Source organism: Pseudoalteromonas luteoviolacea DSM 6061 (assembly GCF_001625655.1).
GTDB classification, from domain to species: Bacteria; Pseudomonadota; Gammaproteobacteria; order Enterobacterales; family Alteromonadaceae; genus Pseudoalteromonas; species Pseudoalteromonas luteoviolacea.
Map to the genome: position 1 here is coordinate 1 of NZ_AUYB01000097.1, position 15,148 is coordinate 15,148.

At 42.6% G+C, this 15,148-nt stretch carries 16 protein-coding genes and 1 tRNA gene; 7 read left to right on the forward strand and 10 right to left on the reverse strand.

Going from position 1 to position 15,148, the window contains the following annotated elements:
* A partial coding sequence (locus tag N475_RS08535; RefSeq protein WP_155730864.1) for an IS3 family transposase occupies positions 1-251 on the forward strand: 251 nt, incomplete at its 5' end.
* A gap of 80 nt (positions 252-331) precedes the next feature.
* Here N475_RS08535 and groL read toward each other — a convergent pair.
* The 3 genes from groL to N475_RS08550 form a co-directional block, all read right to left on the reverse strand.
* Positions 332-1,981 (reverse strand): chaperonin GroEL, encoded by a 1,650-nt coding sequence (groL, locus tag N475_RS08540; protein WP_063356331.1) that lies wholly within the window; start codon positions 1,979-1,981, stop codon positions 332-334.
* Positions 1,982-2,040: 59 nt separating this feature from the next.
* Positions 2,041-2,328 (reverse strand): co-chaperone GroES, encoded by a 288-nt coding sequence (locus tag N475_RS08545; protein WP_063356330.1) that lies wholly within the window; start codon positions 2,326-2,328, stop codon positions 2,041-2,043.
* 171 nt (positions 2,329-2,499) lie between these two features.
* The gene (locus N475_RS08550) at positions 2,500-3,033 is read right to left on the reverse strand and encodes an FxsA family protein (RefSeq protein ID WP_063365060.1); all 534 of its coding nucleotides are present in this window, start codon (positions 3,031-3,033) and stop codon (positions 2,500-2,502) included.
* Positions 3,034-3,274: 241 nt separating this feature from the next.
* On the opposite strand from N475_RS08550, the gene cutA reads away from it, so the two are divergent.
* The 6 genes from cutA (at position 3,275) to N475_RS08580 (ending at position 8,201) form a co-directional block, all read left to right on the forward strand.
* Positions 3,275-3,595, forward strand: a complete 321-nt coding sequence (gene cutA / locus N475_RS08555) for a divalent-cation tolerance protein CutA (protein WP_063356328.1) — start codon at positions 3,275-3,277, stop codon at positions 3,593-3,595.
* The gene (locus tag N475_RS08560; protein WP_063365061.1) at positions 3,595-5,415 is read left to right on the forward strand and encodes a protein-disulfide reductase DsbD; all 1,821 of its coding nucleotides are present in this window, start codon (positions 3,595-3,597) and stop codon (positions 5,413-5,415) included. The genes cutA and N475_RS08560 overlap by 1 nt, the downstream gene beginning before the upstream one ends.
* Positions 5,416-5,632: 217 nt before the next feature.
* Entirely contained in the window at positions 5,633-6,094 is a 462-nt protein-coding gene (gene aroQ, locus N475_RS08565) for a type II 3-dehydroquinate dehydratase (RefSeq protein WP_063356333.1), read from the forward strand.
* Positions 6,095-6,113: 19 nt separating this feature from the next.
* Positions 6,114-6,575 carry an acetyl-CoA carboxylase biotin carboxyl carrier protein gene (accB, locus tag N475_RS08570; protein ID WP_063356326.1) on the forward strand — a complete coding sequence of 154 codons (462 nt, stop codon included), beginning with the start codon at positions 6,114-6,116 and terminating at the stop codon, positions 6,573-6,575.
* A 20-nt stretch (positions 6,576-6,595) separates the two neighbouring features.
* Complete coding sequence (gene accC, locus N475_RS08575) at positions 6,596-7,936, forward strand: acetyl-CoA carboxylase biotin carboxylase subunit (RefSeq protein ID WP_063356325.1); 1,341 nt, start codon at positions 6,596-6,598, stop codon at positions 7,934-7,936.
* A 188-nt stretch (positions 7,937-8,124) separates the two neighbouring features.
* A tRNA-Ile gene (locus N475_RS08580) sits at positions 8,125-8,201 on the forward strand.
* A gap of 187 nt (positions 8,202-8,388) precedes the next feature.
* On the opposite strand, the gene N475_RS25420 is transcribed toward N475_RS08580, so the two are convergent.
* From N475_RS25420 to N475_RS08605, 7 genes are all read right to left on the reverse strand, one after another.
* A complete protein-coding gene (locus N475_RS25420) occupies positions 8,389-8,556 on the reverse strand; it encodes a hypothetical protein (protein WP_155730863.1) in 168 nt (55 codons plus the stop codon).
* Positions 8,557-8,734: 178 nt separating this feature from the next.
* Positions 8,735-9,919, reverse strand: coding sequence for a prohibitin family protein (locus N475_RS08585; protein ID WP_063356324.1), 1,185 nt, complete (start codon positions 9,917-9,919; stop codon positions 8,735-8,737).
* Positions 9,916-11,577, reverse strand: a complete 1,662-nt coding sequence (locus tag N475_RS08590) for a cyclic peptide export ABC transporter (protein ID WP_063356323.1) — start codon at positions 11,575-11,577, stop codon at positions 9,916-9,918. The genes N475_RS08585 and N475_RS08590 overlap by 4 nt, the downstream gene beginning before the upstream one ends.
* An 81-nt stretch (positions 11,578-11,658) precedes the next feature.
* Positions 11,659-11,835: a hypothetical protein gene (locus N475_RS25830; RefSeq protein WP_169809459.1), complete on the reverse strand. Its 177-nt coding sequence runs from the start codon at positions 11,833-11,835 to the stop codon at positions 11,659-11,661.
* A 78-nt stretch (positions 11,836-11,913) separates the two neighbouring features.
* Entirely contained in the window at positions 11,914-12,498 is a 585-nt protein-coding gene (locus N475_RS08595) for a YcjF family protein (protein ID WP_063356322.1), read from the reverse strand.
* 206 nt (positions 12,499-12,704) lie between these two features.
* The gene (locus tag N475_RS08600) at positions 12,705-14,075 is read right to left on the reverse strand and encodes a serine hydrolase domain-containing protein (RefSeq protein ID WP_063365062.1); all 1,371 of its coding nucleotides are present in this window, start codon (positions 14,073-14,075) and stop codon (positions 12,705-12,707) included.
* Between the two features lie 79 nt (positions 14,076-14,154).
* Positions 14,155-15,120, reverse strand: a complete 966-nt coding sequence (locus N475_RS08605) for a TauD/TfdA family dioxygenase (RefSeq protein ID WP_063356320.1) — start codon at positions 15,118-15,120, stop codon at positions 14,155-14,157.
* Between the last annotated feature and the right edge of the window lie 28 nt (positions 15,121-15,148).

The following is a 15,148-nucleotide window of genomic DNA, read 5'->3' on the forward strand; positions in this document are numbered from 1 at the left end:
GTTTAATTAAAGCAGTTCAATGCCGTTGCGGAAAGCTTTTTTCAACGATTAAAAAGCGGATAATTAACAGGAAGATTTACTCAACACGCCATGATGCGAAAGCAGAGATATTTACTTTTATAGAAATGTTTTACAATCCGAAAAAACGTCACTCGCATACAGGCAGTGTTTCACCTGCTAAATTTGAGGAAGCATATTTTTCTGAGTTAAAACTGTCTAGTGAAAGCTGGGAGGTCCAGATCAAGCTTTAGCAATTTTCAGACACAAAAAACCCTAACATCAAGATGTTAGGGTTTTTCTAAAGCGTGTAGTGCTTAGGAGATGATGTTTATTACATCATACCACCCATGCCGCCCATACCGCCCATGCCACCCATGTCTGGTGCAGCAGCTGGCTCATCCTTTGGAATTTCAGCAACCATCGCTTCAGTTGTGATCATCAGACCTGCAACCGATGCTGCAAACTGTAGTGCAGAGCGCGTTACTTTAGTTGGGTCAAGGATACCCATTTCAATCATGTCGTCGTACTGGCCGTTTGCAGCGTTGTAACCGTAGTTACCTTCGCCCGCTTTAACAGCATTAACAACCACTGATGCTTCATCACCTGCGTTTGAAACGATTTGACGAAGTGGCGCTTCCATCGCACGTAGTGCAACTTTAACACCGTGGTTTTGGTCTTCGTTGTCACCTTCAAGACCTGCGATCTTGCTAGCAACACGAACTAGTGCAACACCACCACCTGGTACAACACCTTCTTCAACCGCAGCACGTGTTGCATGTAATGCATCTTCAACGCGGTCTTTCTTCTCTTTCATTTCAACTTCAGTTGCTGCGCCAACTTTAATTACTGCAACACCGCCAGCCAATTTTGCCATGCGCTCTTGTAGCTTTTCTTTGTCGTAGTCTGACGTTGCTTCTTCGATTTGTGCTTTGATTTGTGAAACGCGGCCGTCGATAGCTGCCTGCTCACCAACACCATCGATGATTGTAGTGTCGTCTTTAGTGATAACAACGCGCTTAGCTGTACCTAAGTCTTCTAGTGTTGCCTTTTCAAGCTCTAGACCGATTTCTTCAGAAATCACAGTACCACCAGTTAGGATAGCAATATCTTGCAACATAGCTTTACGGCGGTCACCAAAACCAGGTGCTTTAACAGCAGCTACTTTTACGATACCGCGCATGTTGTTTACAACTAGCGTTGCAAGTGCTTCACCTTCAAGGTCTTCAGCAATGATTAGTAGTGGCTTACTTGTCTTAGCAACACCTTCTAGTGTAGGAAGTAGTTCACGGATGTTCGATACTTTCTTGTCTACCAGTAGAATGTGTGGGTTGTCTAGCTCAACTTGGCCTTTTTCAGCGTTGTTGATGAAGTATGGAGATAGGTAACCGCGGTCAAACTGCATGCCTTCTACAACATCTAGTTCATTCTCAAGCGATTGGCCTTCTTCAACCGTGATAACGCCTGATTCACGACCTACTTTTTCCATTGCTTCAGCAATGATGTCACCAATTTCTTTGTCAGAGTTTGCAGAGATAGTACCTACCTGTGCAATTGCTTTTGTGTCAGCACATGGTGCAGAAAGCGCTTTAAGTTCTTCAACAGCAGCAACAACTGCTTTGTCGATACCACGCTTAAGGTCCATTGGGTTCATACCCGCAGCAACAGACTTAAGACCTTCGTTTACGATAGATTGTGCAAGAACTGTTGCAGTGGTTGTACCGTCACCTGCTGCATCATTTGCTTTTGACGCAACTTCTTTAACCATCTGTGCGCCCATGTTCTCAAACTTGTCTTCAAGTTCAATCTCTTTCGCTACAGAAACACCATCTTTAGTGATAGTTGGTGCGCCGAATGACTTATCAAGTACAACGTTACGGCCTTTAGGACCCAGTGTTACTTTTACTGCGTCAGCTAATACGTTAACACCCTGAAGCATTTTTGTGCGAGCGTCACCTGCAAAACGAACTTCTTTTGCTGCCATGTTTTTATTCCTCTAAATTCTTTTAGTTAAAAGCTACTTTGTTTTTTACAAGCTAATGCTTACTCAACAATACCTAGGATATTGTCTTCACGCATGATCAGGTATTCTTGACCTTCGATCTTTTCAGTCTTTTCAACGTATGAACCGAAAAGTACTGTGTCACCTGCTTTTACTTCTAGTGCTCTTACTTCACCACTGTCCAACACGCGGCCGTTACCTACAGCAACAACTTCACCACGAGTTGATTTTTCAGCCGCTGAGCCAGTCAATACGATACCGCCAGCAGATTTAGTTTCTTCTTCTAGACGCTTAACAATAACGCGATCATGTAAAGGACGAATGTTCATAGATTTAGTTCTCCTAACTTTTCTGAACAATGACAGAAATAATCTTTCTATTCAGAGTGAGCCGCGACCTCTATAAAGGAGGCTTCAAACGCGACCCTCTGGATTAAAACTTAACTTGCAATTCTAGATGGGGGTGGATATTTAAAACCCAAGAGAAAAAATTAAAAAATTTTAATCTTTTCTCTTATATTCACCTTCAATTGTTGTAGTTGGCTGAGACTCAGATTGAGGGGCTTTACGTTCAAAAGGATCATATTTCTGCCCTTCAAAGGGAGCTTGTGCATCTTGATGTGTGTGTTGTTGACCAAAACCTTGACCAAACATGTTGCTTTGAGCTGAGCTTTTCATTTTTACACTGGCTTGCTCTATTAAGGTCTTAGCAATCCTTTGTCTAATCGCTGGGGTCAATAACATAAAACCCAAAGCATCTGTCATGATCCCTGGTGTCATTAAGAATACACCCGCGATGATCACACATAACCCAGTAAATAAATCCTGGCCCGGCAATTGGCCCGATGCCATCTGGCTTTGTACATTGGAATAAGCTCCAAGCCCTTGTTGCTTAACTAGCTTAGCGCCAAGGATTGCAGTAGCAATAACCAATGCGATTGTCGCAAACCCACCAATGACATCACTAACTTGAATTAATAATGCTATTTCAACAATTGGTACAACAATAAATAGTAGAAAAAGAACTTTAAACATAGATTCTCCAAATAAACTGAAATAGATGTATGGCTTCTCAGGTCTAATTTCAAGCTTACAGTCAGCATCCTATAACTCTTTGGCTTTCTTATGTGGCTTTGTACAGCACAACACTTTGTTGTTTAGAGTAAAACCAAAAATGAAAGTTCATAGTATATAAATGCAACTCAACGAGCACACCTTGGGATCCCGGTTGTCTTTCGATACTATATGGATAAAACAGAATAGTCGGCAAAATACGATGAGTACTCCATACAGATTGGTCATGACGACTTGTGATAGCAAAGATAATGCAAAGCATATAGCTGCGCATTTAGTGTTAAATAAATTAGCAGCTTGTGTGAACATATTGCCCCAATTAGAGTCAATCTACATGTGGCAAGGAGAAGTTACACAAAGTGACGAATTTAAATTACTGATCAAAACAAAATCCGCACTGGTTAATGAAGTCATTGAAGTGATCCAAACAGAGCATAGTTACGATGTGCCTGAAGTACAGGTCATAGAAATAACCAATGGTGCACAACAATACTTTAACTGGATGGAAGAGGTACTGAATTAATGCGACTGACGACGCTCATTTTTTCTTTTTTCACACTGCTTTTTATCAGCAGTTTTCAGGCTCAGGCCAATAATAATGTGCTAGATAGTTTACTGGCGCCAAAACAACAGACATTTTTACCCGTCGATCAAGCTTTTCAGTTCGATTTTGACCAACAAGGTAGTGTGCTATTTACGGGCTGGGACATAGCGCCTGGTTACTACATTTATAAGCATAAACTTGAGTTTGTAGGCAAGGAGGCTGACATAAAAGTCCCTGAGCTAGCGAAGGGCAAAATGATCGAGGATGAATTCTTTGGTCGTACCGAAGTCTATTTTGATGAACTTTCTGTGGTGTCTAAGCTTTCAAATGTCGCCCAAGGTGCGGTGGTAAAAATTCGCTACCAAGGCTGTGCCGAAGCTGGACTCTGTTACCCGCCTGAAATTATCGAAATTCCATTAACTGCATTTGGCAGCTCTGGTGCTGCTGCGGTCACACCAGCCACCACTCACGATACCAAGCAGCAGAGCGAGCCAGTTTCAAAGCCGATACAAAAAGATGATGGCGAATTGTCATTCAATGAACGTTTAGCCCAACAAAGCTTTGCTGCCAACCTAAGTGCATTTTTCTTAGTGGGTGTGCTGTTGGCATTCACGCCATGTGTGTTCCCAATGTTTCCGATTTTGTCTAGCCTAATTGCTGGGCAGAAAAACCTCTCAACTAAAAAAGCATTTTCTCTTTCATTTGTATATGTGCAAGGTATGGCTGTTACCTATGCGGCTCTTGGCCTTGTTGTCGCCTATTTTGGCGGTCATATACAGGGCTACATTCAGCACCCTGCGGTACTAATCAGCTTTAGTATCTTGTTCATTATTTTAGCTTTTGCCATGTTCGGTTGGTTTGAGCTACGTTTGCCAAGTGGCATGATGAGTAAGTTGACGGAGATCAGCAATCAACAAAAAGGGGGCAATTATACAGGTGTGTTTATGATGGGCGTTTTATCGGGCCTTATTGCTAGCCCGTGTACCACCGCACCATTATCTGCTGCATTGCTTTATGTTGCTCAAAGTGGCGACTACCTTGTGGGCGGCTTAACTTTGTACGCACTGAGCTTAGGAATGGGACTACCGTTACTTCTACTTGGCACATCTGGTGGGAAATTGCTACCCAAAGCCGGCGGTTGGATGGAACAAGTGAAAACCCTATTCGGCTTCTTAATGCTATTTGTACCACTTATACTATTAGAGCGTATTTTAGACTTTGACATCATAGTGATGTTGGCATCTGTGCTTGCCATTGCTACAGCACTTTACCTGCACTATTGGCAAAGCGGTCAGCAACAAGGTAAAGGCAAAACTATTTTATGGGCGATGTCCATGACGCTATTTGTCAGTGCTTTTCTTATGGCCCAGTCAGTTCTTTTCAAACAACCTGTTTCTCAAACTACCGTTGTTAGTTCGCAGCTAGAAGAGAAAAAGTTTAGGTTGATTGAAGGCCTAGAGGGTTTAAATACTGAAGTTGCAAAAGCCAATCAACAAGGCCAAATCGCGGTTGTTGATTTGTACGCAGACTGGTGCGTCGCATGTAAAGAGTTCGAGAAGTACACCTTCCCAGAAGCTGAAGTACAAAAAGAGTTCCAGCATTTCGAATTATTGAAGCTCGACTTAACAGAGAGTAATGACACAACTTTTGAAATTATGGACCATTTCACTGTCTTTGGATTGCCAAGTATGCTGTTCTTCGACAAAGACGGCAATGAAATCCCTGAACTTCGCGTAACTGGCTTTATGAATGCAGAAGACTTTGCAGAACACCTACGTAAAGTGCGCGATTACCAGTAAATATCCTTCCCTTCCACATGCCTACTTGAGTTTAGCCATCAAGTAGGCGACACTTTATCTCTGATTAGACCAGTATTTTGCTGCTATTTACCTCGAACACTCTATAATAGTTCGCGAACGTGAGAAATATTTGCTATTTATCGCACAAGCGCTTAAGTTAGACAAAGCAAAAGACGAAAAGTCGGTTTATTTCCCATTTAAAGGAATTTCACGCATTATGTCAGCAAATTTTAAGGTTTTAGTACTAAATGGCCCCAATTTGAATATGTTAGGGCGACGCGAGCCAGATAAATATGGCACACAAACCTTAGCTGAGGTAATGCAGTCACTGATAAAGTGCGCAGAACAACACGATGTGACGCTGACTCATTTTCAAAGCAACAGTGAAGCTGAGCTGATTAATACTATCCACGACCATTATGGCAAGGTGGACTGCATTATTATTAACCCAGCCGCATTTACACATACCAGTATCGCAATGCGCGATGCGTTGCTCAGTATCAGCGTCCCATTTTACGAAGTGCATATTTCTAATGTGCACGCACGCGAGCCATTTCGCCACACCTCATATTTTTCGGATGTGGCAAAGGGCGTAATATGTGGATTAGGTGCAACTGGCTATCATGCCGCATTACTGGCAGCTATTGACCAGTTGCGCAACCAAAATAACTCAAATTAACTAACAGGCGGGCCAAGTTATGGATATTCGCAAGATTAAAAAACTAATCGAACTAGTAGAAGAATCAGGTATTGCAGAGCTAGAAATCACCGAAGGTGAAGAGTCAGTACGTATCAACCGTCACAGCAGTGCACCGGTTATGGCTCAGCCTCAGCAATTCGCAGTGCCAGCACCTGCTGCGGCACCAGTAGCAGCACCTGCGGCTCCAGCGGCTGAAGCACCTGCAGCAGAAGCAGCAACACCAGCGGGTCACCAAGTTAAGTCTCCAATGGTTGGTACTTTCTACTCTGCATCTTCACCAACAGCAGCTGCTTATGTTGAAGTTGGCGCTAAAGTTAATGTTGGCGACACGCTTTGTATCGTTGAAGCGATGAAGATGATGAACCAGATCGAGTCTGACAAGGCAGGTACTGTTAAAGCTATCCTAGTTGAGAACGGCGAGCCAGTTGAGTTTGATCAACCTCTATTCATCATCGAATAATTCCCAAGAAGGCAAACACTATGTTAGATAAAGTAGTCATTGCAAACCGAGGTGAAATTGCACTTCGCGTATTGCGTGCCTGCAAGGAGCTTGGGATTAAAACGGTTGCAGTACACTCAACTGCTGACCGTGACCTTAAACACGTTCTACTTGCAGACGAAACAATTTGTATCGGTAAACCAGCTGCGTCTGAGAGTTACCTTGATATTCCTCGCATCATCGCTGCGGCAGAAGTAACTGATGCAGTTGCAATCCACCCAGGATATGGCTTCCTATCTGAAAATGCAGACTTTGCTGATCAAGTTGAGCAAAGCGGCTTTATCTTTATCGGTCCAAAAGGCGACACTATCCGCCTAATGGGTGATAAAGTTTCTGCAATCGAAGCAATGCGTAAAGCAGGTGTACCTTGTGTACCAGGTTCTGATGGCCCACTAACTGAAGATAACGAGCGTAACGTCCAAATCGCTAAGCGCATCGGTTACCCTGTTATCATCAAAGCAGCAGGCGGCGGCGGTGGTCGTGGTATGCGTGTTGTTCGCTCAGAAGAAGAGTTACTAGATTCAATCGCACTGACGCAAACTGAAGCACAGCAGTTCTTCGGCAACGGCATGGTTTACATGGAAAAATTCCTAGAAAACCCACGTCACATCGAAGTACAGGTACTTGCTGACGGTCAAGGCAATGCAATTCACCTAGGTGAGCGTGACTGTTCAATGCAGCGTCGTCACCAGAAAGTAGTTGAAGAAGCGCCAGCGCCTGGTATTACTGCAGAAATGCGTAAGTTCATCGGTGACCGTTGTACGCGTGCGTGTATCGAAATCGGTTATCGTGGTGCAGGTACGTTTGAATTCCTATACGAGAATGGCGAATTCTACTTCATCGAAATGAATACACGTATTCAGGTAGAGCACCCTGTAACTGAAATGGTTACTGGCGTTGACCTAATCAAAGAGCAGCTAAAAATTGCTGCCGGTCAACCTCTATCAATCACACAAGATGACGTTGTTATCAAAGGTCACGCAATCGAGTGTCGTATCAACGCTGAAGATCCTGAGTCGTTTATCCCGTCTCCTGGTAAGATCACACGTTTCCACCCTGCAGGTGGCTTAGGTATTCGTTGGGACAGCCATATTTACGCTGATTACACGGTACCACCACACTACGATTCAATGATTGGCAAGCTAATTACTTACGGTGAAAACCGTGATGTTGCTATCGCTCGTGCACGCAACGCGTTAAACGAGCTGGTGATCGATGGAATTAAGACCAACACACCATTACACCAAAAGATCCTAGCAGACGAAAACTTCCAAAATGGTGGTACAAACATCCACTATCTGGAGAAGAAACTAGGCCTTTAAGGCAAAGTTAATGTGAAAAGCCGGTTAAAACCGGCTTTTTCTTTATTAGGAACTAAACAATTTGCCTTTTTATTAATCAATTGAACAAGATAAGCTAGATTTTTCAGCTTTTATTAGTGACAAGCGCCTAAAAAGTTCATATACTGCCAGCGCTTCAAAAGATTGTTTTCACACAATCACGTAAAAATGGCCCTATAGCTCAGTTGGTTAGAGCACCCGACTCATAATCGGTAGGTCCCTGGTTCGAGTCCAGGTGGGGCCACCATTTTTTAAATCTATTCAAATTTCAAACGTTTTCCTTAATCTCTATATATTCTCGTTATAAATCATATCCTGCTTATTTTTGTGTTGTTCTTTAGCATATTGATGTGTTTTAAAGGCCCTACCAAGTATTGAATAACACCCGATGTAGAACCTTTGACGTAATTTTTATCAGCAGTTTCAACTGCCTCTTATGGAATGAACCTTGTTGCGTTGTCCGGTTCTCCTTCTGTGGGATCTTTGCCTTTATGCGTTCCTGAGCCACCACATACTTTGCTTAGCTCTTCACGGTTTGGTATGTAGGGTTGTTTTGAGTTATGTATCGTTTTTTGCGCTGATAATTTGGATAAAACTTTCATAGTATCTCCTTTGGATGCTTTTAAGTATCTATGTCCTTAACTCATGATTTATATTACTTAAAAGCAAGTACAAAGCCATAGCACAGCTGAACTATGTTGCTTAATACACGTATTTTGGCCACTCTCCTATCGGTGTAAAAAATAAAGCGCCCGCTCAATGGCAAAGGCGCTTTGGGTTCTACTTTAAATACTCCATGGGCTCACCAGTTTGTAAAGCGGGATCTGTGAGTGTTTTATCTGGTTGGCGAAGGTCTGGTTTTATTTTATGGCCATACTTATCAACGCTATTTAAATACTCGTCTTTCTCATCCAATTCAGACTTGAGTTCACCGGGTTTATGCGTCTCTTTAAAGCGGGCATTTTCTGATGTCAAACTGCTTTCAGTATTCAGTATTAGCGGCAAGCCATCCTTACCACTGCCAATTACGACGACTTTGGCATTATTTGATTTGGCAAGCTCTATCGTGGCTTCAATACCGCGCCACTTTAAATACGCTTCAGAGATACCATCACTGACCTTTTCTTGGAATAATGCAATCCCTTTAGCCTCTTCTTCTTTGCGTAGAGCTTCTTTTTTCGCGACTTCAACCCGCATTTTGTACTCTTCTAAAATGTAGTTTTGATTCACTTTAGAAATAATTGCGGTGTGGACTTTGTCTGGCAAATCAACACGCTTTATCAATACATCATCGAGGTTTACCAAGTGATGCCCCGCCATGTCTTTGGCTTCTTGACGTAACATCGATTTTTCTTTGAGTTCTAACTCATTAAGCACCTGACCAAGCAACTCCTCTTGTACTTCTTTTCGCTGATTACCATATACCTGTTCAGCATCATACTGAGAGACAATCATGCGAACACCCGAACTCACTTCGGGTAAGATAATTTCATCTACATAATTGGGGCCAACGAGTTTATGCAAGTATGGTATATACTCCACTTCAGGGCGATAACGCACAGTAATATCGAGCGTGATCCTCAGCCCTTCTTTGGTAATGGCATACACATTGGTATGAGCTGTTTGATAGCGACTCGAATAAATTGTGAGCGTGTCCCATGGGAATACCAATACAGTCCCCTCTTGCAATGGCTCTTTTAAATAGGTACCACCTGCAAAACGCTTCCAAAGTACACCGACCTCCCCCGAATCCACCTTAATAAATATTACTGGGATCAGCGCGATTACTATAAAAATACTGATCAGTAAGGTTAATCCGGCACGAAAGCGCCACGACAAAATCCGCCGCCTTAACTTAGGTTGGTAGCGTTTAAGCAAACGCATAAGTAAATTGGATAAAATAATCGCCAATATGGCGCTAATGATAATCGTCAGTGTAATATCTGAAGGGAGTATGACGTTCATGGTGTTACTCCTTTACCCTCAACTTCATGGTGTTCCATTAACTGTCCTTCGACCATTTTCAAGTGTACATCAGCAAGGTGGAAATAAGCGTCATCATGGGTGATGGCTATCACCGTATTACCACGTTCTTTTAATTTAGGTAGCACTTGTTCATAAAATTTGCGCCTAAAAATTGGGTCTTGATCGGCTGCCCACTCATCAAAGATGTAAATTGGTCGATTTTCTAAAATGGTACTCAATAGTGCTAGTCGTTTTCGCTGGCCGGTGGAGAGGTCTATGCTACTAAACTCCCCGTCTTTAACACTGACTTTGGTGTTCATCTCCAAAAATGCAAGCCAGTCGTCAATCTCTTCTTGGCTATTGTGGTGGATACCATACAGCTGTTTAAACAAGTGGAAGTCGGCAAATACGGCTGTAAATAAGCTGCGATAAGCATCTCTTATACTTTCTGTAACAGGTTGACCATCCAATACAATTTGTCCAGCTTGTAATTCATAAAGACCTGTCAGCATGCGAATAAAGGTGGTTTTACCGCTACCATTTCCGCCAGTAATAAAGGTTACTTGGCCACGCTTGATATTGAGATCTACGGGCCCTACAAAGAAAGGCCTATCACCACCTTTATGGGCATGCTGGTAATACGCGCCCTCAAAGCGTAACTCTTCAAAGCCATGTACATGAGAAACATGTTCATGATCTTGATTATGTGATTGCGTGGACTCACGCTTCAAATCATCTTCCAGTGCTAATACGTTTTGCGCAGCTTCCGTCGCTGTCGTGTATATAGGGATACCGCCCACAATACTGGTAATGGGTCCAATTAAAAATAATGAGGCCGTGGTGACTTTAATGACTACATCCGTATAAACATGAGACAAACTTGGGACAATAAAAACCATCGCCCCTGTTGCAGCAAAGAAAGTGATTTGCGACAACACAAAGTCGGTGGCAAATAAGGTTTGAGTGGTTGTTTTAGCGCGTTTGGCTCGCGTTGAGTCCATCACAAACTCATGCTCTAAATCATCCGCTCGCGGCACGCTCAGCTTGACCTCTTTAAAGCCGTCAAGTAGGTCAGATAAACGCTGAATCAGCTTATTTTCACTCTCGAAAGATAACTGCATATTGCGCTGAATTTCGTTGGCGCGTAGCCGGTGAATACTCGCTCCCATCAAAATGAGTATTGAGATCACTAAGAAAGCAACAAACGAATGCCAAGCAATGTATAAAGAAGTGAAAAATACCAAGCTAATGGACTGTCCGATAATAACAAATAGCTGGGCGGACTGAGATATGGTTTGCAACTCTTTGCTCAGTGTATTGAAAATGCGTTCCTTGCCGATTTTCTCTAATGTTGAAAGCTCGGTATGGCGCACACTTTCAAATATTTGAACACGCAATCTATCAATGGCTTTCTCAACCATTTTGGCCGCTTTTGTCATTAAGCGCTGCTGAGTCAAACCATAAATCGAAATAGTAAGAATAAACAGCACTAGGTAATAAAGAATATGGTTTTCTTTGTGAATATCTGAAATGTTTTCAGACACATTGTTAATCAAAGCAAGTACCAACGCATTCGCCAAGCCAGAAATACAGCCTAACGCCACGAAAGTCCTTTTCTTAATTTTTATATTCCGACTGATCAGATCGTATAATACCATTGTAATTTTCTTATCATTGTTGTTATGGGCAACGTCACTCAAGGTAACCTTGCTCGTTTAGCGCATCTATTTTTTATGTGGCTAGTCGTCCTCACTTTCCTGTTGAGGTTGGCGCATCTGCGCCAGTAATAAAATTAGTAAGCTGACAATCGGCGTAAAAAACAAACCTATAAGAAAAAAGCCAACAGGGCCTGCAAATGTATTGCGTCCCCAATATCCTGATAATATACATAGCACCAAATACAACGCGATAATCATAATATGCTCCTCAGAAGTCCATATGTTGCGTAGATAAACCAACAGGTAGCCTGCTGGTTTATCTAGAATTAGCCACTACTATGGTGCAGTGGCTCCACTCGGCTGTGCGCTAGCATCACCTTTGTCTTTACGATATTTAGCAGCAATTTCCGCAATATCACCCTTAATGCTCGCGAGATTAAGGTCGATTAGCGTGCCACCGTTTTCAAAATGACGTATAAAGGTGCTACCTACCGCATGAGTAGATGCTGCAGAAACCACAGGCATAAATGCGATCGCACTTAAAGTTCCAATCACCGGTACCGCTTTTAAGAAGCTGCTTAAGCCTGCTCCACCAAGCGTTTGCGGGAATGACCCCCCGATCACAGCACTGACCGTGCCACGCAGTTTATTGTCGCTATATGATTGGCCATAAACCTTAGCAATTTCACCAATCATCTTCATTTGAATACCCGTTAAAGCCACTAAATCGACGGCTGGAATGGGAATTAACCCTGAGCCAAATGACCACTTAGAGTACTTATCAACAATGATCTGCGCCACGGCTGCTCGGTCTTCTGCCTGTACTGCAGTGCTAGACTGCTCTGTCGCTGATGCGCTAGCAGAAGCTGATGCAGTTGCTTCACTTGCCTTGTCGTCCTTTGCTGTTTTTGTCGCTGTCATAATTCATCCTCTATGATGTAGATTTAAACAGTTGTTGAACCCACCAAACCAGGACAATACTAATACTGCTTTCATTGTCACTGACTTGCCCTTATCGCTGCAATTTCATCTGAAAAAGCAGGAATTCGTGTTAATCATAGGCCGACAAAAGCACGTTACTTCTTTGATGCCCTACTACAGGCAGCCCAATTAATAATGCTATTTACTTAGTTTATTGCACCGTCCAATACTTCCTGACATTGCTCAGTGCGATGACGATCGTTATAGAAAATAATGTTACGGATTTCTTCTGCTATACAATCCGACTCATAACCGGTTTTATGATAATTACTAAATGCCATCACCGTCTGGTCACGCTCAAGCAAACGCGAAAAGCTCGTTACCCATGAATAGGGGTAACTTCCAGAATACTGTAGGAACTTTTCATACTTATTGAGGTTGGTGCTGGTAGGATCGTCTGGACAATTTGCTACCTTGCCATATTGGTTAGGGTCGATGTATGTGACAAACCAACCATAGCCAAAGTACTCACATTCATCACTATTTTGCGTGTTTTGATAAGGCGAAAATGCCATTTCTTTTTGCTCAGCATTTAAAATCGTATCGCCATATAAACCTTGATCCCACTTATGCATATCTTTTACCGTAGAGTACATATCACCCGCAGAATAAAGTACCAATGGATTGCTATATGGATTTTTAAAAATGTGCTCATAAGGTGCAGGGCCTCCAGTTTCTGGCGGGCGGCCCGTGGTCAGTGGTAAATATTGGTTTTCGTCAAATACATACCCTGTGGTCATATTTTCATAAATACCAATGGCGTTGAATGCGCCACTGTCAGTCATGCTGAGCGGATCTAAAATTTGCTCTTTTACGATATTTCTAAAATAAAAGCTGGGGTCTATTTCACCTTGTTTGCCAGCGGCAATCTGCTCAATAATATTGCCGATCAGATAGTAATTGCAGTTGCTGTAGGTAAACTTAGAGCCTGGTGTGAAACTGGGCTTATTGTCTTGCTCTGTGCATGTACAAAAACGATTTCCAAACCCTTCAGGGCCATTTAAGTTAAGCGTATCGTCGTATAAATACGGTCGCCAACCCCAGTTCAAATAAACCTCTGGGTTATCACTATAATTGTCAATGCCGGAGGACATGCTCAATAAGTTATGCAAAGATACATCTGCACACTGATTTTTAGGATACCAAAGTAAGTAATCACCAATGGTCTCTGTTTTAAGATCCTTGCCAGCAAGCATTCTTAACAGAATAGCCGCTGCAAACTCTTTAGTATTTGAGCCAATTCGATACTTAGAATCCGAAGTATTAGCAACATTGTACTGAATGTTTTGTGGTCCACAGTTGGCCTCATACACCACGCTTTCACCCGAGGTGACATAAATACTGCCAAAAAATACCATTTTGTCGCAGTAGTCATTAACCGTGAGCTTAAATTTCTCAATTTGTTCAGCCGTGATGGTATTGTCTTTTGCCACGCTGTTATTAAAGCACGCAGTCAAAAGCATACTAAGACAACACAAGCATATGACTCTCAGTTGCTGTTGATAAAGCCCGTTCATTTTTTGTTTCCTTAGAGTTGTTAAGTTAATTTGCCAACTTCTCTACTACTAACAAAACTCTTCTCGCTTTTTACAATGGCTAATACGCTGCTTTTGCCATCCCCACCAAGACTTTACGGGTCCCGGTATACGCTTCTCGACCGTGGGTATATAACATGTTGTCCAACAACATAATGTCATTGCGCTGCCACTGATATGCAAACGTTACCGACTCATATACCTCGTTGATTGTTGCAATGTCCTCGGCACTAATCTCAGTACCATCTCCGAAATAGGCATTGCGAGGTAACCTATCCAAACCGATACTTTCGCGCATAGACTCTGGCATTTGATTGTCTATGCTGGAGCAATGAAATAAGTGCGCTTGGTTAAACCAAACCTTCTCTTTGGTTTGCGGGTGAGTGGCTACCGCAGGTCTAATCTGCTTAGTTTGTAAATGATTATCCGACTTCCATTCAAAAATAATGTCATTCTTCCAGCAGTAAGCCTCTACTTCTTCCTTACTTTGGGTCTGAAACACTTCTTGCCATGGCAAATCGATATCACCATAATTTCTGACATACATCACACCAAGGTTTTCAAACTTATCACGAAGGGCATGTGGAAGCTTTCTGTAGACTTCACGACTATCTGCCAGTGGGGTATTACCACCCGTTTTTGCAGGCACCACACAAAAAAAGCCCATTCTCATTGGCCAGCAATTGGAATACGCGTTTTCGTTGTGCTGCAAAATCACCTGATCGGCATGATATTCCGTTGTGGTATAGACATTATTTCTCAATGCAGTGCGCGGCGAAGAGCGGTACACGTATTGGCTCAATGGTTCACCAAAAATAGCTTCTAAAATGCTGCTAAATTGGTTCGTACTCACAATATTTAAACCGCGAAGCAATGCTACACCGTCATTGTCTACCCATTCATTGATCTCTCTTATGTGGCTCTTTACCCAAGCTAATCCACTTTGCTTGTGAGCCGATAGGTCATGAATAAACCTATCTCTTGTGGCCAAATTGGCCTCATTATCGAGCGCTAGTAACTGATCCATTCTATTCCCATCCTTAACTAGGTAAGAT